The organism is Oenococcus oeni (assembly GCF_020510245.1).
In the GTDB taxonomy this organism is placed as follows: Bacteria; Bacillota; Bacilli; order Lactobacillales; family Lactobacillaceae; genus Oenococcus; species Oenococcus oeni.
The window spans coordinates 1,081,459-1,103,900 of sequence record NZ_CP084701.1; the positions used below are offsets into that span (position 1 = coordinate 1,081,459).

Consider the following 22,442-nt stretch of genomic DNA (forward strand, 5'->3'; position numbering starts at 1 on the left):
TTTTTCAAAGTCTTTGGTCACTGCCAAAGACTTTTATTCTTCCTATAACTGTTTCTTCGATTGCTTCCACACCAGAAGCAAGAAACTTTCTTGGATCGTAATTTTTTCCTTCCAAATCTTTATTGGCAACTACGAAATCTCTGACAGACTGATGAAAAGCCAATTGAGCTTCGGTATTGATATTAATCTTTGAAATTCCATACTTAATCGCCATTTTAACCTGATCATCGGGAATGCCGGAGGCTCCATGCAAAACCAAAGGAAAATCCTTGCCAGTCACTCGGTTAACTGCTTGGGCGAGTTTTTTTAAATGTTCTAATTTAAGTCCTTGCCAGTTATCTGGATAACGCCCATGAATGTTTCCAATCCCGGCCGCCAGATAATCGATTCCCGTTCTCGCCATTGCAACTGCCTGATCAATCGAAGCGATTTCGCCATTTCCAATTATTCCATCTTCTTCGCCGCCAATAGAACCAACTTCAGCTTCAAGTGGAATCATTCGGTCGTGGGCGAAATTAACCAATTCTTTTGTTTTTGATAAATTGTCCTCAAAAGCGAGCTCCGAACCATCGAACATGGCGGAAGTGAAACCGGATTCTATCGCGTCTTTAACCGCTTGATAGTTTCCATGATCAAGATGGATAGCGACAGGAACAGAAATATTAAGAGATTTATCCAAATCAGTTATCATATCCTTGGCCATTTTGTAACCACCGATATACTTTGCAGCGCCCATTGAAACGGCGATTAAAATTGGGGAATGTTCTTTTTGGGCGGCTCGTAGAATTGCTTGCGTCCATTCCAGGTTGTTCGTATTAAAAGCGCCGATTGCATAGCCTTGCGTACGAGCGTTTTCAATGATTCTTTTACCGTTTACTATTGTCATAAAGACTCCTTATTTACTTATTTTTCTCCCAATACCGTAAATTATTATCTTTGAAAGATCCATGCAGACGGTATTTGCCATCAAAGCCATCGTTAGCCAATAAGAGAGCTTCCCTTTCGTTTACCTGGGCCTCCAAAAAAATTTGACTGGCTTGAATCATAAGACCAATTAATTCTTTTTCCCAAGTGAGTCGTGGATCGAAAGCATATTGAAGCCAAAAAGATCCAAAATTAGAATCATCCCAAGCACTTGCTCCGTGATAAGGACGATCGTCGATTAAAATTCCGCCAGAACAGCGCACAAAAGACTTGTCATGAGTCAAAATAACTTTTTTATAAAAAATATCGTCAAAGCCTTTCCCAAAGTAATCAAAAATCCACAATAATTTGTCCTGCCATGCACTTGAATTTTCCCAAGGCGCTGTCGACAAAATATAAGTATCGTAATGTTCAGATAACTTTTTCACGGCCCCTATAGCGCCGGTAATTGGTGAAAGTCGCCGATATATACCAGGTATTTGATCCGGTTTTTTAACTTGATAAGAAATTGGATTCAAACGATCAAATACTGTCAAAGTATCTACAAGGACGTTGTCCATATCAAAGAATAGTTTAGGTTGCATGAGGTCTCCTAAGATTTTTAAAAGAAAAAAAATAAAGGACAATCATATGCCCCTTGATAATCTAAACCTTCAAAATAGTAAGCTTAATAAAAAAATGAACAATGGGCAAGTGGAATAGACCAGTGACGAACAAGCGAGTAAATCTATTTGAATGAATTGATAGAATTAAGTTTAAAAACAAAAATTCAGTTAAACAAAACGAAAAATTAATATAGGTTTTAAAAACAATTGCTAAGGTTAGCAAGTTGATAATTTCAACGATCTCATTTCTCTTAAGGAGGAAAAAGTAATGGATAACAACAAAGAAAAAACCGCTTCAGCCAAAATACTTGAGAAAGTAAAAAACAGATTATGCAAAGAAGCAAAAAACAACAAAAATAAAAAACACAAAAAAATTGACTAAAATTATTTAAACCAAACTAGTTTTAAATCAAAAAAAATTTAACTAAATAATCTATCACTATCTTCGTTTGTGAAAATCAACATAGATACCAATTCTACGACCGAAGTAATCAGAACGAATGGCGGAAAATAGAATATTAAAATAGCGATAACAAATCCCGAAAAATAAAAAATTGGATTTTTTGTAAATTGATAAATCGACATATGTTCGATTTTAGTCTTGATTTCCTTGTTTTCCCGAGCTGATTTTATTTCGTAGCTAAGCCATTGATAGGCAAATGTCCAAAATAGGAAAACAAAATAATAAAAGAAAGCCGGCGGAAGACGATCGATATATTTTCCCAACCAAGCTGTGCTGACAGGATAAAAACTCATAACAAACAACCAGATATTGTTAGCCCAAAATATCTTTTTAGATATAACCCTAGTCAAAGAAAACATGTAATGATGGTTGTACCAGGCAACCAAAATAAAGAAAAAACTGATCGTATAAGCGATGAATGCAGATAAATTATCTAACAAATCAGACCATTGATAGCCACCGGGTACTTTAATTTCTAAAACCATAATCGTTAGGATTATCGCGACAATTGCGTCGGTAAAAGACTCAACTCTTCCTTTATTCATTGTTTTATTCCTTTCAGCCAATGAATTTTATACACTATTTAAAAGCGTCAATTTAAATTAATTCTTGACCCTTAACCAATATTTTTCTAATACCACCAGCCGGTTTTGGATCATCCCCAATGTAACGAGGAATTAAGTGAAAATGACAATGCCTAACGGTCTGACCGCCATATTTGCCAACATTAGTTCCAATATTGTAGCCATCTGCTTTAAAATTTTTGTCAGTCAATTCTTTTCCCTTGAAAATAAGTTCTTTGATTGCCAATAATTCATCATCACTTAAATCAAAAAAATCTTCTTTATGATCTTTAGGGATTACTAAAAGATGCCCTTTATTAACCGGATGAATATCCCAAAAAGCGACTGCTAAATCATTTTCAAAAACAATCTTAATAGCATCCCTCTGACAGAAAATACAATGCTCTTTTTTCATAGTTCCTCCCTTTTTTGATTTGAACTTTATATATTAATCTATCATCTACCCTTTGGATGATATACTATCATCAAAATTTATTTTTTTAGAAATGGCAGTTATGTTGATGAATAATATAGAAGCGTATTGGAGCGCATTTAAAAATAAAAATAATATCACGACGGATAAATATTCCGCGTTCGCTTTCGGCTGGCCTGAAAGTATGCAAAACGAACTGGCAGAATTAGTCAAAAGTGGAATCAAGACCGCCACGACCTCTGCTTTTGAATTATATGAGCCAAACGAAGAAATACCTCTTATTGGCGAATATAATATAATTTTGGATGGCCGGGGCAATCCTGTGTGTATCACACAAACCAAAGTCGTTGAAACGGTGCCTTTCAACCTGATTTCTCAGGAACACGCCTTTCATGAAGGCGAAGGTGATCGCAGCTACGATTATTGGCGAAAAGTTCATGAAGATTTCTTTAATAAAGAATTCAAAGAAAATAAAAAAACTTTCAAATTAGACGCTCCCTGCATTTGCGAGGTGTTTGAACTTGTCTTTAAATAGACAACCCTTAAAAACTTTCAACCGCCTTTTGAGTTTCTCTTCGATTAGAAAAATAATTATGTTAAATATAAAAATTTTATGGTTCATTTTTAGTTTGGATAAGTCCAATAATTAATCAAACGTTTTATGAAAGAAAAAAATCTTTTACAATATGCAAAAAAATAGAAAAATTGAATCGGAATCCATTTAATTACTGTGAATATGTTAGTGATCAAGTGGAAGACGTTGTCAACGATCTAGCCGATTCCGACGTGACAATAATCGATGAAACTGACGTACTTCTAGTATTAGACCAATACAGCGATGGAAAAAGTTGGGTAGTTGAGGTATGGGGGACCCTATACAAACGATCAATTTCAATTCGAGCAATTGCTCCCATTGATTAAATCCCATATCAAACATTTTCCTGCCAAACTTGTTTTCTTTTATAACGGCAAGAATTTAAAACTAACGAATTGACTTAAAGAACAAGACGCTCTTTTTAGTCAACAAACAATTTGGCAGATGTGCCCTTTTCAAGCAATGAATTCTAACATACGAATTGAAATCCATACATTCTCTATTGAAAACAAAAAAAGAAGAGAATTATTGGCATTGCATCAACGAATGTTTAGCGGAAATAAAATAAACATCGTAAGAAAAAATCATCCATTATTTCTAGAATATTTAAATGAACAATTGTGTGCTTATGCTTCAGCACAATTAAGCCAAAAGGAAGGCCGATTATTATATCTTGGTGTGGATGAGAAATATCGTCAGCAAGGCATTGCAACTGCTTTAATGGCACAGGTGTGGAACTTTTTACATGATAGTTGCCAGGATAAAATTACACTGGTTCAATCTGACAAAGCCCAAGCAGCTGGAAAGTTATACAAAAAATTAGGATTTAAAACAATCAGACGACTTTTATCTGCCCAATTGATCGTTAATTGACTATTTATTTTCAAAAAAGTTTTTTAATTCAAATTAAAGAGAAAACTTATTAAGCGCGGATCTGTAAAAAATCTCCAAATTTTTCTTTCCCTTTGTATGTCAAAGCCAAGGCCCGCGTCCGATTAGGTCGATAAAGCCATTCTTTGTCTAACATCGCCCCCAAGATCTTTTTACCAACAATTCCTTTTAAATGAAGTTGTCGTTCACTCCAATCCATACAAGGCAAGATAAAATCCCACGACTTCTGTTCTTGAAAAGAAAATTTGATCTCTAAAGCATTATTTAGATTGCTTTGACCTTTATCCGTCAATTGGAAGGCTGATCCATCCTGTCTGATCCAATTCAAAGTCTTCATTGAACACAACAATTGAACTCCCAATTGCCCCGCCAAATGGTTATAACAACTTCTGCCTGTATGCAATAACTTTTCTTCTTCATTTAAATTGAAGTAAGTAATCTTTTTCTTCGGCGATAAAACTAATATCTTTTCAATCAAAGATGCTACTTCAGAATTGGCTAAACGATAGTAGTGCCATCTTCCTTGAAAATAGTCATCCAACCAAGAGATTTTCTCAAAATGGCCGAGATACAAAGACACTGTATTAGGCTTTAAATTCGTAGCCTTGGTAACTTCGTTTACGGTACGAAAACGTCCATCCATCAAAAAGACCAACATGCCCAATCTTTGAGGGTTACCTATGATTTCAGACACCATCGAATAATCAGCTGTTTGCATATCGTTTATATTGCCTCTAATGCATTCGATATATTTCTCTTTTATCCTAATAAAGAAATGCATTACAAGAGGAGAAAAATGTCTCATCAACAAATTAAATTAAATAGTCTTTATTATGGGTTCCCAGTGGCTTTGATCAGCAGTTGGAATCAAACTGAAAAGAGTACTAATATCACACCAATTTCATCTGTTTGGTCTTTAAATGACCAAGTTGTGATCGGTTTAGGGACCAACAGCCAAGCCTTTCAAAATCTGTTTGAAACTAGAGAAGCAATTTTAAATATTCCTGATAAAAGCCTGTGGCGGCAAATAGAAAAAATATCAAATACCACTGGAAAAGAAAAAGTTCCAAATTACAAAAAAGAAAAAGGATATTCTTATTGTCCTAACAAATTTCAATTAGGATCCTTCACAAAAGAAACTGCAAAATATGTCAGACCCGACAAAATCAAAGAATGTCCTATTCAAATAGAACTAAAAATCGAGAAAATCAATTCCAGAAAAGATTTTGCCATAATCGAGGCCAAAATTTTGGCTAGTTTCGTCGAACGAAAAATCTTAAAAACGAATCAAAAAATAGATAATCAAAAATGGCATCCACTACTTTATAAATTCAGAGAATATCGAAGTGACGACCTTTCCCTGGGCTTCAATTTTCGTTATCAAGAAGATTAATCGAAGATGTGATCAAATGCGCTTTGCTAGAAAGCTTAATCCCTTATCATCCATCTTTTCAATTGAATATATATATATTGCAGGAGTCTACTCTAGCCAACCCTTATTAGGTAGAGAAATTTAAAATATTCGCTCGGTCCGAAATTAATTGTAATCAGCGATTTGTTCCACATTAGCAATTGGAGAATTAAAATAGCATGTGCTGCTAAGAAGTGAGTGATAAAGAAGATTATGCAATGTTCGATGGAGCATAAAAATTTTTAATTGAAAATAAAAAAACACCAATAAATGATGCCTTTTTTTGAATCAATTTTATTATCTTAAGATCAGTGCTGATCATCGTTTCCAAAGAAGAAAACGTCAGTACCGAAAAATCATACGCTTCCCCAATCCTTTAACATTTGGCTAGATTTATATTTAACTTGTTCACGTGAGTCAACTAACCCTCTAAGTATAACACTGGGGAAAAGGACACTTTTAGATCAAGTTTTTTTAATTTGACAAATAATAGTCTACTTTATGTCTCTTAACTAATCGACCTCACGAATATACGAGTTGTTTGAACTCTATTCATTTCAACAAATTCGCGAACCTGGAACATAATTAAAAATTTGATTTGGTTTTCAGATAGTTTTCGAAAAAAAGCACCAGCTTAACGCTAGTGCTTTTCAACTATTGGTAACCAGGATAATTTACTAATGGTTTAAAGTGAGTGATCAAATTATTTGATGTTTAAAAATCTAAAAAACTAAGTACTCAATAAAAGTTAACTAATAAAACGGGAATGTTTCATAAAACTTTATATACTGAAAACTTTGTTGCAGGCACCAGTGCTTCTGGTGCCCAAATAAATTATATATCCGAGTAGCATTAATACGCAATAGTTATTATTACTATTTGACTTTAAATAAAAAACGCCAGCCAAAACACGACTAGTGCAAGTGTTATGCCACAATCGAATAAATAAATTAAATTTATTAGTGTTCATAATGGCCAGAAAAAAATAGACTAGTATCAGTAGTTTATAAAAGTTGAACTAAAGATCCGCCAAATAAAAATAAAATCCTCTATTAAGAATTTCATAATCCCCAAGACAATTATCGCAACATGAAATGTCTACTTATTTTCATAAGATTACATAATTCCCTACTAGCCATAATAAAATAAGGAATTTTGGCTGCCATTTTAAATTGATTTGAGCAGTCAACTAAAATCAAAAATTGTAGTCCACTTTAATAAAAAGACTCAATTATCAAAATAAAATTTTTAATTGATTATTTAATCAAATCACAAAAATGCGCTTTATACTAGGCTATAAGCTAAGAAGGAAAAATATGCGTTTATGGCATCAAGAATTGATATCAAAATTGCCTCGTCAGCAATTATTAGGACAGCACCGTGAAATTGCCGCTTTACGCGGCAACGGGTGGGGGAAAAGCATGCTACAGTCAACTATGTTTTCGACCATTCTCCCTACAAATTGTTTCAATTTCATTATCTTGTTTTGAAAGAAATGGAGAAACGGGGATATCATCCTGATCAACGTTGGTACGATCCCTGTTATCGAGGCAAATATTGTCCGAACTATCAGAGACTGGATTCTGTCGAATTAACCAATCCAATCTATCCAGAACACAACCAAAAATACCTGACAGTTTGTTTACTTAACCTACAAAACAAAGGAATAATACTTGACATGTAAATGTCAAATTTTTTCAGTACTTGTGGCTTTGCAAGACTCAAATTAAGTCCAAGGGGTTACGTCGGATCAGATTAGGACAGGTTTCCGCATATAAACTACAATTTTTAGAAGTTTTGTGACATCGATCTAAAATATTTCATCAACAATTATTATTTAAGGAAGGTCCATAACAAATAAAATTATTTGATCTGCGGCACAAGAGATATTATTTCGTGATTTAGAAAGTGGATAAATATAGGATGAAAAGCAAAAAAATCAGTAAAATAACCGGTTTATCGGTTTTAAAATTAGGTGTTACTGAACTGGAATATTGTCAAAAGAAATAAAGTTGGAAATCGTTTTTTCAATCACTAAATATGCGGTTATTGCTCGTTATTAGCCAAATAAATAATCAAGACTGTAATTTCAATCAGACTAACGAAGTACTAACTTTCCATGTTTTATTAGCATAATTGCGCTACCAAAAGCATAGCTTAGTTAAAGAAAAAAGACTTAAATTAAAATTATAAAAGCCCATTCAAGCTATTAAACATTCAAAAAAAATGAGATAGGAAAAACAACTTAACAATATTGAAAATCAGCATGGCTTTAGCAAGGTTTTCCTTAAATATCGATATAGCCACTTGGCATTTCCTAAAATCATAGATAATCTATCTTTCACAGCATCTTATTTTTGCATTCTACCTGTAATTTGTGCTTTTTTGTGCATCGTGTGCTAACTTACAAATTTACTGTAAGTTATCGTCAGGGCTTTTAGGAGATTTTAGCTAGCTGTAAAGCCCAATATAAAAGGCTTAAGCAAACAAAAAGCTCTATATCAACTTTCGTCAATATAGAGCCTAAATGCCGTCGGTGGGAGTCGAACCCACACGGTGTTGCCACCACTGGATTTTGAGTCCAGCGCGTCTGCCAATTCCGCCACAACGGCATTAAAAAAACGAGCAAGAATCACCTGAAACTTGCAAGGGCGGTACGTGGGACTCGAACCCGCGCGTGCCGGTACCACAAACCGGTGTGTTAACCAACTTCACCAGTACCGCCATGGCAGGGATAGAGGGAATCGAACCCCCATTAACGGTTTTGGAGACCGCTGTACTACCGTTATACTATATCCCTATAATCAGCCTGCCTAGCCAAGACGCAGCGAAGCCAACTGAATCATTTTAACAAAAAACAACACGAATTTGAAGCAAAAAAACTTATTTTTTTATAAATTCGCGTGCCAAGCTGGCTGCACCAATAACACCGGCGTCATTTCCCAAAACGGCCAGCTTCAATTTAGTAGAAGAACGCACTGGTGAAAACGCATACTTAGTCCAATGTTTCTGAACTTTATTCAGCAAAAAACTGCCAGCAGCAGAAACGCCACCGCCTATAACCACATATGCCGGGTTCAGGATATTCGATAACGAAGCCGTAGCATAGCCAAGATAGTAGGCCATTTTATCAACAATCTCAGTCGCCAAAAAGTCACCATTCTTTGCTAAATCAAAAACAGTTTTCGAAGTTACATCTTCTCCATTATCAAGCATTTGTTTGAGTTGGGAATTTCCTTCATACTCGTCGGCAAAATCATGAGCTAAATGAACGACTCCGGGTGCGGAACAATATTGTTCCAAACAGCCGCGATTACCACAAGTGCAAAGATAACCGTTTGGCTCAACAACAACATGCCCAAATTCTCCTCCAGCTCCAAAAACTCCGCGAACCATGTGGCCGTTAGCGATGATACCACCGCCAACACCGGTTCCAAGAGTAACAAAGGCAACGTTTGGATTATTTTCGCCGGCACCTTTCCATTGTTCGCCGATTGCCGCTGAATTAGCATCATTATCAATCGTAAAATCTAAGCCGGTTCCCTTTTGAACCGCTTCGCGAACATGCTGAATATTTTTCCAATTTAAATTGTAAGCAGCTTCAACGGTTCCGTTTTGGCGGTCAACGGTACCAGGCGTTCCCATTCCAATCCCAACAATTCTTTCTCGATCAAGTTTTAAAAGACCAAGTCTTTTATTAATAGAATTAACAATATCAGGAACAATATGAGAACCATCATCGAGAATATTAGTTGGTACAGCCCATTTCTCTTGGATTTCACCTTCAATTGTTAGAATTGCAAATTTAATTGTCGTTCCGCCAAGATCGACACCAATTAATTTATCTTTAGTCATTTCTACCTCATTAACAGATTAAAAGTTTTTTTAAATAAAAACAAGCGCTTCCAAGGACAGAAGGTATTTTTATTGAATTTTAAGCAATAAAAATCCAAATGGCAGCAAAAAAATACAAAATACGATAACTCGAATTATCGTTTTAACCTTTCCGTATTGAGCACTAGGGAAATTACAAACCAGCGATGTCAGAATTCCGGAAATTAATCCACCTATATGAGCCCAAATATCAACACTTTGATCGCCAATGTTACTAATTAGATTGAAGAGCGCCAGAGCTGCGAAAACAACCAATTGACGCTTAAAAATCGGATTATTTCGATTAAACCAGGCAATTGATATCATTGCTCCAAAAAGACCAAAAAGAGCTCCTGAGGCTCCTACAGAAACTATATTTGGATTCGGATCAAAGATTAAAGTTAATAAATTTCCCCAAAGTCCAGATAATAGATAAATAAGTAAATATTTAGTCTTACCAAAAAGTTTTTCAACAAAAGGACCGAAAATAATTAAAGTGAACATATTCGAAAAAATATGCATTAGAGAACTATGAAGAAAAATCGGTGTAAAAAGGCGATACCATTGACCTTTAAGAATTAAACTGCTGACTTGGCCACCCAAAAGAATCAATGATTGGATCGAGGGGCCGTTGATAAAACGGTTGATCAAAGAGAACAGTCCAAAAGAATGAAAAAGATAGGCATCGAAAAATACCTGAAAGAAATAAATAAAAACTGTAATCGAAAAAATCGATAAAGTAACCGGTGGAATAAATCTCAAAAAAGATTTTCTCATAATTATAAGCTTAGCAAAATTATCTAACCATAATCGATAGTTGTTTTGTTAGTTCCCCTTCTATTCTTTTGATTGATTGATTAACTTGAGCATCAGTTATAGTCGCTTGAGTGTTAACAAAATCAAGTCGATAAGAAATTGATTTTTTATCTTCACCAAGTTCTTTCCCTTGATAAAGATCAATGACCTGAAGTTTGCGAAGATAATTACCCGCATTCGCTTTGATTACTCGCTCTATTTCTGCCGATTCTATTTTTTTGTCAACCAACAAAGAGAGATCGCGTTCAGTTCCTGGAAACTTATCCAAGGGTGTATAATCCTGATTCATTTTATAAAGCTCATGGACTAAATCTGAATCGATTTGAAAAACGAAAACCGAATTCATCTTGTATTTCTTTGATATTTTTGGATTTATCTGCCCAACAAAACCAAGATAATGATCGCCTACATATACATCAGCTGTTCTCCCCGGATGCATTTCTTTGTGCTGGTCACTAGCTTGATAAGAAATTATCGATTTTAAAGCAAGGCTACTTAAAAAACTTTCCAAAATGCCCTTGATGTAATAGAAATCATATTTCTTTTGATTATGCTGCCAGTTGCTATTCGGAACGCCGGAAATTAATCCAGCAACTTGATGATCCTCTTTTGGCAATTGGACGCCATTTTGTTTGAAAAAAACCGTTCCACTTTCAAATAAACGAATATCGTCAGCTTCGCGTACCGCATTGTAAGAAGCTGCCTGCAACAAAGTCGATAGGATCGATTGGCGCATTACCGAATGTTCCTGACTCATTGGATGAGATAAAGAAACTTCATCGCCCTTTCCAAGAGTGAAGGTACCAGCGGCCTCAGTATCAGTCAGCGAATAAGAAATTGCCTGATTCAGGCCGAGACCAAGAAGCACATTTTTAATCGCTCGATCAAGTTTTTCGTCGACAGTCAGACCGGATTGTTTGTTAACTGTTTGTGGTAAACGGGCAGGAACTTTTTCATATCCATAAATTCGCACAAATTCCTCAATCAAATCGGCTTTAATAGTAATATCCGGTCGGCGTTTTGGGATCGAAACAACAAATTCTTCACCAGAAAGATCATACTCGAAGTTCAGACGTTGCCAGATATTTTCAACTTCGGCAAGCTTGACATCAGTTCCTAAATAATTATTAATATCTGAAAGAGAAATTTTAATTTTCTTATCGGATGATTGATCATCCAAGCCGGCAATTATCCCCTTGGCAATTTCCCCTCCAGCAACTTCTTGAAGCAAAGCAGCGGCAAAATTCAAGGCATTTTTGCAATTGCTGATATCAATTCCCCGTTCGAAACGTTGGCTGGCTTGCGAATGCAAATTAAAACGCCGAGCTGTTTTACGAACTAAAATTGGATTAAAAACAGCCGATTCCAAAACAACGTCTCTGGTTTTTTCAGTAACTTCCGACTTGGTGCCACCCATGACACCGGCCAACATTTGTGGTTCCTCATCATCATAGACAACGATATCCTCGCCATCCTTTAACTGATGAGTCTTCCCGTCCAAGGTCTTGAATTTTTCATCTTTTGATAAAGCAACCCTAATATTTTTGTGTTCCAGTTTATTTAAATCAAAAGCATGCATTGGTTGTCCAAATAAAAGCATGACATAATTAGTAACATCGACCAAGTTGTTTATCGGACGAAGACCTGAATTCCAAAGGCGGCGTTGAAGCCATAGGGGGCTTTCTTCAACTTTTACGTTGTTAATAATTCTAAGATAATAACGATCAGCTAATTTTGGATCGACATTAACCGAAATTTGCGATTTAGATAGTTTACTACTTTCTTGAAGGTCTAAACTGGGAAGTTTAAACTCTTTCTCTAAAAGTGCAGAAAATTCATATAAATTGCCTCTGATTGAAAGCATATCACCGCGATTAGCAGTTAATTCTGTATCAATCATCAAATCATCGATTCCGAGTGCCTTGACGGCATCATCACCAACTTTAACGTCATTGTCTTTAGGAAAGACATAAATTCCCGCTTCATGTTTTTTTGGTGCGATTGAATCGTCAAAACCGATTTCCTGTAACGAAACCAACATTCCCTGACTGATTTCTCCATCAAGAGTTGTCGCCTCAATTTTTTTGCCGTTTGGTAAAAGAGCCCCCGGCAAGGCCAGAACAACCAATTGATTTTTTTCGATGTTTGGTGCTCCGGTAACGATTTGGTAATCTTTTTTGCCGGCGTTTACAATCGCAATTTTTAAATGGCTCGAATTTTCAATTGTTCTGATTTCCAAAACTTTACCAACGACCAAATTACTCGATTGCGGAATCTGATAGCCATTTTCAGCAACTTCAGTCGAAGTTAAAGCCAATCGATCAGCTACTTTTTGAGCATCAACTTGATCATTAACCGGAAAGTCCGGCATATATTCTTTAATCCAATTAACAGAAACCTTCATTATTCACCCACCTGACAAAATTGTTTCAAAAAACGCAAATCATCCAGATAAAAATTACGAATGTCATCAATACCATATTTGATCATTGCAAAACGATCCGGACCCAAACCAAAAGCAAAACCGGAATACTCTTCAGGATCGATATTAGCCATTTTTAAGACATTTGGGTGAACCATTCCAGCACCAAGTACCTCAATCCACTCTATGTCTTGCGAAGCAGTATTTTTATCCACTGTATTCCAGCTTATATCCACTTCCAAGCTGGGTTCGGTAAAAGGAAAATAACTTTGACGAAAGCGCATCGCATGACCCTTGCCAAATAGTTCATCTGTCAAAGCCTGCAAAGTACCCTTTAGATCGGCTAAAGTAATCTTTTTGCCGACTACTAATCCTTCAATCTGATGAAATTGATGAGAATGGGTTGCATCATCATTATCTCGACGATAAACTTTTCCTGGACTAATCATCTTTAAAGGTCCGGTCGAGAAATCATGCTTATCCATCGCTCGAGCCTGCATAGCTGAAGTCTGTGTTCTCAAAAGCACATTCGGCGTAAGGTAAAAGGTATCTTGCATATCACGAGCAGGATGGTCCTTTGGCAAATTCATTCTTTCAAAATTATACTCATCTGTTTCAATCTCTCGGCCATACATTACCTGATATCCCTGGCTTAAAAAATGATCTTCAATTTGATCTTGGATTTGTTGCAAAACATGTTTCGTACCAATTTGAAAAGTTTCACCAGGCAAAGTTACATCGATTTTCTCAGAAGCAAGCTGAGCATCCAGCTTATTTTCCTCAAGAATATGTTTTTTTTGAGAAATCATTGTTTCCAATTGAGTCCGGATTTTATTAGCCATTTGACCAACGACCGGTTTTTCACGAGGGTCCAAATCTTTCAGTCCTTTAAGGATCTTCGTCAAATCGCCCTTCTTGCCAAGCAGGTGTACGCGAATGTTTTCAATCAGATCAACACTGCTCGACTTATCGATCTCAACGGAAACTTTCTTTTTTAATTCTTCTAATTCTTCCTTAATATCCATCTTTTTTCCTGACTAATAAAAAAAATCCCTCGTGCAAACGCACCAGGGACGAATTTATCGTGTTACCACCCAAATTTATAGAAAACAAAAAACTTTTCTAACTCTTAAAGCTTATAACGGAGCCATCCGCCAGCTATTAACTAGAATAATTGGAAGTGAAATTCAGCTTTTACTGTTATCGGCTTCCACCAATCCCGATTCGCTTGCAACATCACAGCCTACTAATCTTCCACAAATTTTTAAATATTTTCAGCAGCCCAACGAGAAATTTCCGACATCAACGGTCGCATTGAACTACCCTTCTCTGTTAAACGGTAGCCCAGTTTCCCATTATCGGGGCAACAGACACGTTTAATAATACCAGCGTCTTCCAACTCTTTCAACCTAACTGTCAGAACCCGATCACTGCAGGCATGCACGCTTCTCGATAATTCGGCAAAATGAAGAGAGCCTCGATCACTATCCAATAAGGACTGGATAATTAATCCATTCCACTTTCTTCCTAGAATTTCAAACGCCGACTCTGTGAACTCTAATCTCTCGGTCATACTTACATATTATTAGGAAAATCAATTTAATGCAAACATTAAAATTCCACCCGCAACGGCGACGTTTAATGATTCGGCTTTGCCTAAGAAATTAATATGCAAATTTTCACTAGTTTTAGCTTGAATTTCCGGATCGATCCCCTGTCCCTCATTACCAAGAATCAAAGCGAAATTCTTTTCCGGAACCACTGTTTTATAGTCAACTGAATTTTCTGACAAAGTACTACCGTAAACGTTATAATCATTAGCTTCAAGTTTATCGACCCAATCATTCAAATCGACTTCTTTAACCAACTTCAAATGAAACTGACTGCCCTGCATTGCCCGAACGACTTTTGGATTAAAAGGATCAGCAGATTCTTTTGATAGTGCAACGCCAGAAAAACCAGCGGCATCCGCCGTTCTAATCAAAGTACCAACATTTCCCGGATCCTGTATTCTGTCCAAAAGAAGCCAGGAACCATTATGCACATATTTAGGATCAAAAGAATTGTTTGGAAGGCTTGTTTGAGCGAAAATCCCCTGTGGAGTATTGGTTTTAGCAATATGGCGGGCAACCTCCTCGCTTACTTGAAAAGCCGGTACACCCTGAGGAACGTCAATCAAATGCTGATCCATCTGCTCTTCAGTAGCAATTACAGCCTGAATTGGTGCCGCTTGATTCAAAGCCTCTTGAACCAGGTGCCAACCGTCAAGCATATAAGTTCCGGATTTTTCGCGGCCCTTTAAAGTTTGTAGACTAGTCCAAATTTTAACTCTTGAATTTTGATTCGAAGTAATAATTTCCATTATATTTTTGGTTTCCTTTGCTGTTTACCAGCATTGCGCTTATGAGCGTTATTTTTTTTGTTATTTTTTTTAGGTGAAACTTCTGTTTCCGTTGAAACTTCATTCGTAATATCCTTGACGAGTTCTCCTTGACTGGAATTATTGGTTGCCTTGGCCAACAAATCATCAACGACATTTTTCACTTTAAATTCTTTGCGAATCTTTTCCTGCAATTTTGGATGAATTTTGAGCAATATCAAGGTTTGAATCAAAACGAAAAATCCACCAACAACAAAGTAAAGTCCTAAGGCTGCTGATTGAAAAATTGCAAAGAAGAACATCATAATCGGTGTAAACCATATCATTGTTTGCATTTGCTTTCTCTGAGCTTCAGGAGTTGTTTTCAACATAAACCAAGACTGGGCAAGATAAAAAATTCCGGCAATAACAGCAATCGTTATCGAAGGTTTATATAATGCAATACCAAAAAAATGAGACCCATTCAACAAAAAGGAGGAACTATAAGTTGCCGGGTTAATGTGATCAGTTTTTAAAACACTTGTTGACAATCGGATAGCTGTATACAAACTGGAAATAATCGGTAATTGAATCAGCATTGATAGAAAATTAACACCACCAATCATCGATACATTGTTTTCTCGATATACAGACATCATGGCTGTATTCACTGCAACTTTTTCTTCTTGAGTCTGAGCCGTTTTCATAGCAGCTTGGACTTTTGATAGCTGCGGCTGAAGCATTGCCATTTTTTCCGATTGAATGGTAGCCTTGCGCTGTTGATCAAACATAATCGGAAACAGAACAATTCGAATAACAGCTGTTATCGCAATGATTGCAAAACCAATACCATTGGTTGATTTGAAAACATCATTTGCCATCCAATGCATAAAAGCAACCATATATTGACCAATCCACAACCAGGTTCGACCGGTCTTCGTATACCCGCCAGTCATTAATAAAATTTCCAAAGCAATCAAGAGCAGTATGATTAATCGTCTAACTGATTGCCATGCACTCGTTTTTTCTTTACTCATAAGATAATATTCTACCTGTCTTCATCGTTGTCTGGAAAGAAATCACCAAGATTCTGTGTTGTTTCTTTATGATCTCCGCTTTCAGGTTCAACGTAATCCTCTTCATCGATCAATTTCCAACCCTTGCCGGAAATAGGTTTCTCCTTTAATTCTTCATCAGTATAAACAGCAATCGGCAATTCGGTAACAATATTTTCCAAAATAGCCGCATCCAAATCCAACTGGTTTCTTTCGATTAAAAATACCTGTTCGGTTTGCGCAAACGCATCAAGAGTTTCCTGGTCCTGAACGTAAAGTTCATCCATTGGTATTTCAAAAGAATATTGAACCGGATAAAAACTGCGTGCCGAAGGTAAAACAGCCACCCCTTCGATCTTCAAAGACACAGATATCTGGTCATTTTTCTCGTAACTAATTTCGCCTGTGACATGTAAAGGTTTTAAGTCTAACAAACGATCGGAAAAATTCTCGCGAGCCGGAGCAGACAAATCAATTGTTTCATCAACAAGCAGCGGTGTTCTTTCATATTTCCGTAATTGTTGAATTAAATATTTCATGATTGAATGGGCGTCCTTTTAATATCCTGCGTACTTTTATAGTCCATAATCTGGTTATAAACCAAACCAGCCTTATAGTCGATCGCTAATGATTTATTAGCCGTTTTTTGATCAACATGACTAATCGTTGGAAAATTAAATCGGCCTTTTTTTTCATGCAAATACTGTCTCCCTTTTTCTGTAAATCCCAACAAACGGTGGTATGGATTCTGCATTGCCAAGTTCATTTGATCAACTTTAATATTCAACAATATATACACCAATACTCTATGCAAACGCGCAAAAGTATATCGCTTTGACTTAATTAAAGCAAGTAATTCGCCAAAATCGGACGGATTTTTTTCAATCGCTTGTTTGATTAAATACTCCATTCCTTCATTCACTTGATAGATTGACCTTATTTGACCCAAACCGTCCGTTGATAAACGATATTTTAATAGTTGAAAGAGCCTTGCTTCATAATCAGTATATTGTAAATCACTCATCGGTGTGTAAGAGTCAACATTTTGCCCTTCCGATAAAGCTTTTCGAATGGCAGTTGCCGAAGCAATTTCACCATCATTTAGAAATTGATCATGGTAATCCGCGGAAACTCGCGAAATCGTTCGCAGTTTTATTTTTTCTGTTAAATTCTGGTTCAAAATTGCTTTTGCATAACTAAAAGCCAGAATGTCATTGGCGTTTTCGAGATAGAAGCCCGTTTTTTCCTCCAATGCTGCTGCATAATTACTGGCAAAAGTTCGATTTTTTTTATCGAAATTCGAATTTCCCGAAATATCAGGTTCATGTGCTGCTAAATTAATAAAATCAATATCAGCATGTTCCGATCCGCATATGATCGAGGAAACCTGCAAATCAGAAAGTAAGCGAACAGCTCCCTGCGCAAAAATCTCACCCGCTTGAACAGCATAATAAAAAGGAAGCTCAAAAACCAAATCTGCTCCAGCATCAATCGCGGCCTGAGCCCTTTTCCATTTATCGGTGATTGCCGGTAAACCCCGTTGAACCCAATTTCCTGACATCAAAACGATCGTCACATCGGCCTTCGTCAATTCCTGAGCTTTTTTTAAGTGATATAAATGGCCGTTATGAAAAGGATTGTATTCAGTTATTAAACCAGTTGCTTCCATTACTTCTCCGCAACAAAAAATGCCCGCGTAGTATCCCTGGTGATTTTTCCACGACCAAAATCAGAAGTCAAATGAATATTTCTAAAGCCAATCTCTTTCAGTAAAGAAAGATACTTTTCAGGTGGATAGGTTTGTTCATGATGAACCTCGCGAACCATTTTAAAGGCATCGATCCCTTCTTGATAAACAAAAAACTTTAAATCGTGATCAACAGAATTTTTTATATCTCCAGGAAAACTCGTCCACATAAAAATTTTCTCAGGATCATCGTCATTATTATACATATAATTCCTGTAAACAACATTGACCTGATAAGGTGTAATAACATCAAAAAGAAATTTGCCGTTTTTTTCAAGATGATTGAATACCTCGAAAAATGTTCTTTTCGTTTCTCCAATATTTGATAAATAATTTAAAGAATCGGCAAAACAACTAATCAAAGGAAAACGCTTATTTAAATGCCAATTTTGAGCCATATTGGCTTGAAATAAATCAAAACTAAAATTATTGTTCTCAGCACGTTGCTTTGCCAGAGATAACATTTGACTCGACAAATCTAAAATCGATACCTGATAGCCGGACTTAGTCAATAAAACAGCCAGTTTGCCAGAACCACCCGCTAAATCCAATATCCGATTATTGCGACTATTATCCTGAACAAAGCCGTTCCAACTAAGATACATATTCGGGTCAAAAAGTTCATCATATAATTCCGCGAAAATTGAATAATTAGGATTCATTAATCAAAATTCCGCAGTAATCCAGTCAGAAAGATCAACCGTCTTTGCTTCACTCCACAAATGTTCAAGCTTGTAATAATCGCGTTTTTCCGTTGTAAACAAATGGACCACCACATCGCCATAATCAAGCAGAACCCAATCATCTTCGCCCAAACCTTCAACATGAGACGCCGAAATACCTTTTTTATGTAGCTGATCAATAATTTCTTCGGCAATTGCCTGAACCTGACGACCAGTATCAGCACTGGCAATCAGAAAGTAATCAGAGATAATTGATAAGTCACGAATATCCAAAGCAATTAGATTCTCGGCTTTTTTGCCATCGGCAATTTGAACAATTTTTTCTAACAATTCTTTGCTTTCCACTTATTTATTTTCCTCCAACCCAGTGATTATATGCATAAATCGTTTTTGGATAAATTGCCCAGTGATTTCGTACCAAACGTGTAACCGAAAATTGCAGCTGCCAGGCCACACCATCATTTAAAGATTGGTCAGTCACTTCACGAGCAACATCTGTATCGGAAAAATTACGACCAAGTTCCAAAAAATCAGACATATAAACTATTTTATCAAGAGTAGTCATTTCGATGTCGGCAGTCGTATGACGACGAATTGAGTTTAATAATTCTTCATCATCAATTCCTAATTCGTCTTTAGCAAATTCAGCGCCGACAATGCCATGCCAAATAGAACTATCCCATTTCTTTAAATCAGGATCTAAATTTTTTTTGTCGATCTCGGCCAAAAAATCAGCCCTGCTGCGTTCTTTGGCATAATCATGAATCAAACCTCCGATTTGGGCCTTGTCCTGATCATAGTTGTTTAATTCCGCAAGATGAACCGCGTATTCGCCTGTTCGAACAACGTGTTCAAAACGTTCACGAGAAAGTGCCGCTTTCACTCGAGGATATAAATAATCATATTTTGGATAAGCCATTAGGAAAACCTCCCTTGGTATAAACCATACTCAGCTATATCAGCTATATATGCAGCAACAGCATCCGGGATTAAATAGCGAACAGATTGACGAGTTCTTAAATGAGAACGAATGTCGGAAGAAGAAATATTCAACCAATTAACATATGTCCAAATCGCCTCAAAATCAGAGACACGCCTTACTCCAGGCTCTTCAATCGCAACCAAATGAACTAACTTGTTCAGAGCGGAAACATTATCCCAACTGCTTATTTGGCGAATTAAGTGAGCTCCCAAAATCAGGTAATATTCGTTTTCCGGATGCTTCGATGATATTTTCTTTAAAACATTATAGGTCGACTGCTGGCCACCATCGTGAATTGGCGTTAATTCAATACCAAACTTTGAATTACCACGAATTGCCAGCCTGATCATCTCGGCTCTGGCAGATGGTTCAACAGCGTTTTTATGGGTTCCGCCAAAAAGAATTGCGTCAGGCATAAAATAAATCTTATCAAGCCCTAATTGGTTGCAAACCTGTTCGGCAGCTATCAACTGCCCGTTATGAATCGGATTAAAAGTTCCACCAAAGATACCGATTCGATGTTTTTCCTTTTGACCATCCAATGCTGCCTTCGGATGAACAAAGGTTTTTGTAGAAGCAAGACTAGTGAGCAAGTTCATTTACCTCAACTGAAATTTTTTGATAATCAGGATTTGAAGAAGGCAAATATAGAAGAAGCGTATGACCGATTTTTTGTGCAATCATAATCTGAGAATTTTTTTGTATGAATTTAATCGCTGCATCGATGTCGACAACTGCACTTTGTTGTAAACTAATTTTAATTAATTCGTGAACTCTTAGAGCATCCAATACCTGGCCCAACCAAATTTTTGTTAAACCATTTTTCCCTACACTAAAAATAGCCGGTAGCTGATTACCCTGCGATCGCAAATATCTTTTTTGTTTACCTGATAAAATTTCCATTGCTTTTATTCTATCTAAATTTCAGCCTGGCGTACGGAAAAGGCCAAACCTTTTGGCAAATGAAAACAAATTGGAGCCGAATCGTGAAAAGTAAACCATCCAAGTCCGGCAATCGCAAAATCCTGATTAGCTTTTAATTTAATTTCTTTCTTTTCAAGCTCCCGATATTCTTTCAAGACGGTTGGTTTAAGTAACCTTCCGGCTTGGGAACTGAATAATTTTTCAGCATTTTCAATTTTTCCACGATGCAATTCAATATTGTTCTCAAAATAAGCCGTTACAGAAATTTTCGACTTATTCAAGAAATCGATCCATCCAAGGCCAGCAAGAAAAATAGCCTGGCCTTTCGATAGTTGAAGAGTTCCTGCTTTCACTTCCTTATTTGGAAGCAAATATTTAAAATCTTTAGAATCAATAAAATGGGCCATTTGAGAATCGTGAATAATTCCCGGAGTGTCAATTACTCTCGTTTTTTCTGTCAAAGGTATTTCAATTTTATCGAGTGTCGTTCCAGGGAAACGAGAAGTGGTAATAACCGATCCGCGACCGGATATTTGTTTGATAATTTGATTAATTAATGTCGACTTGCCAACATTGGTCACCCCAACAACAAAAATTTCTTCATATTCATCGATATAATCGGAAATTTCTTCAAGTAAATACTGACCCGAATCACCCTTGTCAGCGGATAAAACAACCGTTTTTAAAACTTTAATTCCTTCGTTCTTAGCCTCTTTTGTCAACCAATTAGCGATTTTGTTTTTTTTCACGGATTTAGGCAGAATATCGAATTTGTTCCCTACTAGAACAACCGGATTATTACCAATGAAACGAGTCAATCCATTAATCATCGATCCACCAACATCAAAAAGATCCACAAGATACAAAACGAGGGCCTTTTTATCAGATATAGAAGTTAATATCTTTTGAAAATGATCCGAATCAAAAGCAACTGGTTCTATTTGATTATAGTTTTTTAATTTAAAACACCGCTCACAAAGTAAATTGATCGGATCATCGACTGAATTTAAGGAACTCAAATAACTGCGCAATTTGTGTTCATTTAAATAACCGGGAACACCTCTTTTTGTGGATTGAAATCTTGCGCCGCAACCGATACAAACAATTCCATCATTTAATAATTGTGTAACTTGGTCTTCACTCAGGGTCAACTATGTCGTCCTCCCAATTTTCCTTTTTATTTTTTGTGACCAGTTTTGCAAAATAACGATTAATTCTAGTTGGAAAGCCATCCGTTTCGATCAGAGGTTTAACCAATACACTCCTGACTCCGGCTAAGTTCGCTGCAACAATGTCAGTCATAATTTGATCGCCAACCATGATAACCTCTTCCTTTGACAAATTAAAATCCCTAAGAGTTTTTTTAATCCCTCTTGGTAGTGGCTTTAAAGACCAAGACTCAAAGGGTACCCCCAAGGCTTTAACAGCTTTCTTGACTCTACCGGTAGAGTTATTCGAAACAACGATTAAATTTATTTTAGCATCCAATAATTTTTCATGCCACACAAAAAAATCATCTCCACCTTCTGGTTTGTTCCAAGCAACCAATGTATTATCCAGATCGGCCAGTACAGTTGTAATTCCATGTGATTTAAGCGCCCGAGGACTGATACCCCAAGCTTTTTTAACTCGATAAGTTGGTTCGTAAATCCCTTGCATTGAGTTTTATTGTAACAATCAACTCAGACAATTTGTC

General features: G+C 36.5%; 25 protein-coding genes, 3 tRNA genes, 1 pseudogene and 1 other annotated feature. Of the genes and pseudogenes, 5 read left to right on the forward strand and 24 right to left on the reverse strand.

Features of this window, described 5'->3' with window-relative positions:
- Positions 1–4: 4 nt before the first annotated feature.
- From fba to J3U91_RS05720, 4 genes are all read right to left on the reverse strand, one after another.
- Positions 5–886, reverse strand: a complete 882-nt coding sequence (gene fba, locus J3U91_RS05705; RefSeq protein WP_002820528.1) for a class II fructose-1,6-bisphosphate aldolase — start codon at positions 884–886, stop codon at positions 5–7.
- Between the two features lie 13 nt (positions 887–899).
- Positions 900–1,508 (reverse strand): 5' nucleotidase, NT5C type, encoded by a 609-nt coding sequence (locus tag J3U91_RS05710; RefSeq protein ID WP_002820529.1) that lies wholly within the window; start codon positions 1,506–1,508, stop codon positions 900–902.
- Between the two features lie 441 nt (positions 1,509–1,949).
- Complete coding sequence (locus J3U91_RS05715; RefSeq protein ID WP_002820530.1) at positions 1,950–2,537, reverse strand: TMEM175 family protein; 588 nt, start codon at positions 2,535–2,537, stop codon at positions 1,950–1,952.
- A 52-nt stretch (positions 2,538–2,589) separates the two neighbouring features.
- Positions 2,590–2,970, reverse strand: a complete 381-nt coding sequence (locus J3U91_RS05720; RefSeq protein ID WP_002821122.1) for an HIT family protein — start codon at positions 2,968–2,970, stop codon at positions 2,590–2,592.
- A gap of 106 nt (positions 2,971–3,076) precedes the next feature.
- Between J3U91_RS05720 and J3U91_RS05725 the strand changes: the two genes are divergently transcribed.
- From J3U91_RS05725 to J3U91_RS05735, 3 genes are all read left to right on the forward strand, one after another.
- Positions 3,077–3,523: an ASCH domain-containing protein gene (locus tag J3U91_RS05725; protein ID WP_002821806.1), complete on the forward strand. Its 447-nt coding sequence runs from the start codon at positions 3,077–3,079 to the stop codon at positions 3,521–3,523.
- Between the two features lie 170 nt (positions 3,524–3,693).
- Positions 3,694–3,909: a hypothetical protein gene (locus J3U91_RS05730; protein ID WP_018025227.1), complete on the forward strand. Its 216-nt coding sequence runs from the start codon at positions 3,694–3,696 to the stop codon at positions 3,907–3,909.
- Between the two features lie 208 nt (positions 3,910–4,117).
- Entirely contained in the window at positions 4,118–4,456 is a 339-nt protein-coding gene (locus J3U91_RS05735; protein WP_002820533.1) for a GNAT family N-acetyltransferase, read from the forward strand.
- 49 nt (positions 4,457–4,505) lie between these two features.
- On the opposite strand, the gene J3U91_RS05740 is transcribed toward J3U91_RS05735, so the two are convergent.
- The gene (locus J3U91_RS05740; protein ID WP_002820535.1) at positions 4,506–5,279 is read right to left on the reverse strand and encodes an ArsR/SmtB family transcription factor; all 774 of its coding nucleotides are present in this window, start codon (positions 5,277–5,279) and stop codon (positions 4,506–4,508) included.
- Between J3U91_RS05740 and J3U91_RS05745 the strand changes: the two genes are divergently transcribed.
- Together J3U91_RS05745 and J3U91_RS05750 are read left to right on the forward strand one after the other, a co-directional pair.
- Complete coding sequence (locus J3U91_RS05745; RefSeq protein WP_002820536.1) at positions 5,271–5,867, forward strand: flavin reductase family protein; 597 nt, start codon at positions 5,271–5,273, stop codon at positions 5,865–5,867. The two genes, J3U91_RS05740 and J3U91_RS05745, sit on opposite strands and share 9 nt — an antisense overlap.
- A 1,334-nt stretch (positions 5,868–7,201) precedes the next feature.
- Positions 7,202–7,569: pseudogene (locus J3U91_RS05750) on the forward strand (TIGR02328 family protein).
- Positions 7,570–8,413: 844 nt separating this feature from the next.
- Here the strand turns inward: J3U91_RS05750 and J3U91_RS05755 are convergent.
- From J3U91_RS05755 to J3U91_RS05845, 19 genes are all read right to left on the reverse strand, one after another.
- Positions 8,414–8,497 (reverse strand) — tRNA-Leu (locus J3U91_RS05755).
- Between the two features lie 38 nt (positions 8,498–8,535).
- Positions 8,536–8,609 (reverse strand) — tRNA-His (locus tag J3U91_RS05760).
- A 2-nt stretch (positions 8,610–8,611) separates the two neighbouring features.
- Positions 8,612–8,685 (reverse strand) — tRNA-Trp (locus J3U91_RS05765).
- A gap of 83 nt (positions 8,686–8,768) precedes the next feature.
- On the reverse strand, positions 8,769–9,740 hold the full coding sequence (locus J3U91_RS05770) for an ROK family glucokinase (RefSeq protein WP_002816377.1): 972 nt from the start codon (positions 9,738–9,740) through the stop codon (positions 8,769–8,771).
- 69 nt (positions 9,741–9,809) lie between these two features.
- The gene (locus J3U91_RS05775) at positions 9,810–10,535 is read right to left on the reverse strand and encodes a rhomboid family intramembrane serine protease (RefSeq protein ID WP_002820539.1); all 726 of its coding nucleotides are present in this window, start codon (positions 10,533–10,535) and stop codon (positions 9,810–9,812) included.
- A 19-nt stretch (positions 10,536–10,554) separates the two neighbouring features.
- Positions 10,555–12,978 (reverse strand): phenylalanine--tRNA ligase subunit beta, encoded by a 2,424-nt coding sequence (gene pheT, locus J3U91_RS05780; RefSeq protein WP_002820540.1) that lies wholly within the window; start codon positions 12,976–12,978, stop codon positions 10,555–10,557.
- Positions 12,978–14,021 carry a phenylalanine--tRNA ligase subunit alpha gene (gene pheS / locus J3U91_RS05785; protein WP_002820541.1) on the reverse strand — a complete coding sequence of 348 codons (1,044 nt, stop codon included), beginning with the start codon at positions 14,019–14,021 and terminating at the stop codon, positions 12,978–12,980. The genes pheT and pheS overlap by 1 nt, the downstream gene beginning before the upstream one ends.
- Positions 14,022–14,062: 41 nt before the next feature.
- Positions 14,063–14,265, reverse strand: a binding site (T-box leader).
- Positions 14,261–14,569: a winged helix-turn-helix transcriptional regulator gene (locus tag J3U91_RS05790; RefSeq protein WP_002816374.1), complete on the reverse strand. Its 309-nt coding sequence runs from the start codon at positions 14,567–14,569 to the stop codon at positions 14,261–14,263. It overlaps the preceding feature by 5 nt.
- 21 nt (positions 14,570–14,590) lie before the next feature.
- Entirely contained in the window at positions 14,591–15,358 is a 768-nt protein-coding gene (locus J3U91_RS05795; RefSeq protein WP_002820543.1) for a TrmH family RNA methyltransferase, read from the reverse strand.
- On the reverse strand, positions 15,358–16,392 hold the full coding sequence (gene yidC / locus J3U91_RS05800; protein ID WP_002826725.1) for a membrane protein insertase YidC: 1,035 nt from the start codon (positions 16,390–16,392) through the stop codon (positions 15,358–15,360). Before yidC ends, J3U91_RS05795 begins: the two co-directional genes overlap by 1 nt.
- An 11-nt stretch (positions 16,393–16,403) precedes the next feature.
- Positions 16,404–16,949, reverse strand: coding sequence for a DUF177 domain-containing protein (locus tag J3U91_RS05805; RefSeq protein WP_002820545.1), 546 nt, complete (start codon positions 16,947–16,949; stop codon positions 16,404–16,406).
- A complete protein-coding gene (locus J3U91_RS05810) occupies positions 16,946–18,079 on the reverse strand; it encodes a nucleotidyltransferase (RefSeq protein ID WP_002820546.1) in 1,134 nt (377 codons plus the stop codon). The genes J3U91_RS05805 and J3U91_RS05810 overlap by 4 nt, the downstream gene beginning before the upstream one ends.
- The gene (locus J3U91_RS05815) at positions 18,079–18,819 is read right to left on the reverse strand and encodes a class I SAM-dependent DNA methyltransferase (RefSeq protein WP_002820548.1); all 741 of its coding nucleotides are present in this window, start codon (positions 18,817–18,819) and stop codon (positions 18,079–18,081) included. Before J3U91_RS05815 ends, J3U91_RS05810 begins: the two co-directional genes overlap by 1 nt.
- A gap of 3 nt (positions 18,820–18,822) precedes the next feature.
- Complete coding sequence (gene rsfS / locus J3U91_RS05820) at positions 18,823–19,185, reverse strand: ribosome silencing factor (RefSeq protein WP_002820549.1); 363 nt, start codon at positions 19,183–19,185, stop codon at positions 18,823–18,825.
- Between the two features lie 4 nt (positions 19,186–19,189).
- Complete coding sequence (gene yqeK / locus J3U91_RS05825) at positions 19,190–19,759, reverse strand: bis(5'-nucleosyl)-tetraphosphatase (symmetrical) YqeK (RefSeq protein ID WP_002820550.1); 570 nt, start codon at positions 19,757–19,759, stop codon at positions 19,190–19,192.
- A complete protein-coding gene (gene nadD / locus J3U91_RS05830; protein ID WP_002821125.1) occupies positions 19,759–20,421 on the reverse strand; it encodes a nicotinate (nicotinamide) nucleotide adenylyltransferase in 663 nt (220 codons plus the stop codon). Before nadD ends, yqeK begins: the two co-directional genes overlap by 1 nt.
- Positions 20,405–20,725 (reverse strand): YhbY family RNA-binding protein, encoded by a 321-nt coding sequence (locus J3U91_RS05835; protein WP_002820552.1) that lies wholly within the window; start codon positions 20,723–20,725, stop codon positions 20,405–20,407. Before J3U91_RS05835 ends, nadD begins: the two co-directional genes overlap by 17 nt.
- A 14-nt stretch (positions 20,726–20,739) precedes the next feature.
- Complete coding sequence (gene yqeH / locus J3U91_RS05840) at positions 20,740–21,897, reverse strand: ribosome biogenesis GTPase YqeH (protein ID WP_002820553.1); 1,158 nt, start codon at positions 21,895–21,897, stop codon at positions 20,740–20,742.
- A complete protein-coding gene (locus J3U91_RS05845) occupies positions 21,884–22,405 on the reverse strand; it encodes a YqeG family HAD IIIA-type phosphatase (RefSeq protein WP_002820554.1) in 522 nt (173 codons plus the stop codon). The genes yqeH and J3U91_RS05845 overlap by 14 nt, the downstream gene beginning before the upstream one ends.
- Positions 22,406–22,442: the final 37 nt, after the last annotated feature.

What these genes read in the sequence shown, in the direction of transcription:
- fba (WP_002820528.1), bottom strand. Translation starts at nt 886, where the DNA reads ATGACAATAGTAAACGGTAAAAGAATCATTGAAAACGCTCGTACGCAA.
- J3U91_RS05710 (WP_002820529.1), bottom strand. Translation starts at nt 1,508, where the DNA reads ATGCAACCTAAACTATTCTTTGATATGGACAACGTCCTTGTAGATACT.
- J3U91_RS05715 (WP_002820530.1), bottom strand. Translation starts at nt 2,537, where the DNA reads ATGAATAAAGGAAGAGTTGAGTCTTTTACCGACGCAATTGTCGCGATA.
- J3U91_RS05720 (WP_002821122.1), bottom strand. Translation starts at nt 2,970, where the DNA reads ATGAAAAAAGAGCATTGTATTTTCTGTCAGAGGGATGCTATTAAGATT.
- J3U91_RS05725 (WP_002821806.1), top strand. Translation starts at nt 3,077, where the DNA reads ATGAATAATATAGAAGCGTATTGGAGCGCATTTAAAAATAAAAATAAT.
- J3U91_RS05745 (WP_002820536.1), top strand. Translation starts at nt 5,271, where the DNA reads ATGTCTCATCAACAAATTAAATTAAATAGTCTTTATTATGGGTTCCCA.
- J3U91_RS05740 (WP_002820535.1), bottom strand. Translation starts at nt 5,279, where the DNA reads ATGAGACATTTTTCTCCTCTTGTAATGCATTTCTTTATTAGGATAAAA.
- J3U91_RS05770 (WP_002816377.1), bottom strand. Translation starts at nt 9,740, where the DNA reads ATGACTAAAGATAAATTAATTGGTGTCGATCTTGGCGGAACGACAATT.
- J3U91_RS05775 (WP_002820539.1), bottom strand. Translation starts at nt 10,535, where the DNA reads ATGAGAAAATCTTTTTTGAGATTTATTCCACCGGTTACTTTATCGATT.
- pheT (WP_002820540.1), bottom strand. Translation starts at nt 12,978, where the DNA reads ATGAAGGTTTCTGTTAATTGGATTAAAGAATATATGCCGGACTTTCCG.
- pheS (WP_002820541.1), bottom strand. Translation starts at nt 14,021, where the DNA reads ATGGATATTAAGGAAGAATTAGAAGAATTAAAAAAGAAAGTTTCCGTT.
- J3U91_RS05790 (WP_002816374.1), bottom strand. Translation starts at nt 14,569, where the DNA reads ATGACCGAGAGATTAGAGTTCACAGAGTCGGCGTTTGAAATTCTAGGA.
- J3U91_RS05795 (WP_002820543.1), bottom strand. Translation starts at nt 15,358, where the DNA reads ATGGAAATTATTACTTCGAATCAAAATTCAAGAGTTAAAATTTGGACT.
- yidC (WP_002826725.1), bottom strand. Translation starts at nt 16,392, where the DNA reads ATGAGTAAAGAAAAAACGAGTGCATGGCAATCAGTTAGACGATTAATC.
- J3U91_RS05805 (WP_002820545.1), bottom strand. Translation starts at nt 16,949, where the DNA reads ATGAAATATTTAATTCAACAATTACGGAAATATGAAAGAACACCGCTG.
- J3U91_RS05810 (WP_002820546.1), bottom strand. Translation starts at nt 18,079, where the DNA reads ATGGAAGCAACTGGTTTAATAACTGAATACAATCCTTTTCATAACGGC.
- J3U91_RS05815 (WP_002820548.1), bottom strand. Translation starts at nt 18,819, where the DNA reads ATGAATCCTAATTATTCAATTTTCGCGGAATTATATGATGAACTTTTT.
- yqeK (WP_002820550.1), bottom strand. Translation starts at nt 19,759, where the DNA reads ATGGCTTATCCAAAATATGATTATTTATATCCTCGAGTGAAAGCGGCA.
- nadD (WP_002821125.1), bottom strand. Translation starts at nt 20,421, where the DNA reads ATGAACTTGCTCACTAGTCTTGCTTCTACAAAAACCTTTGTTCATCCG.
- J3U91_RS05835 (WP_002820552.1), bottom strand. Translation starts at nt 20,725, where the DNA reads ATGGAAATTTTATCAGGTAAACAAAAAAGATATTTGCGATCGCAGGGT.
- J3U91_RS05845 (WP_002820554.1), bottom strand. Translation starts at nt 22,405, where the DNA reads ATGCAAGGGATTTACGAACCAACTTATCGAGTTAAAAAAGCTTGGGGT.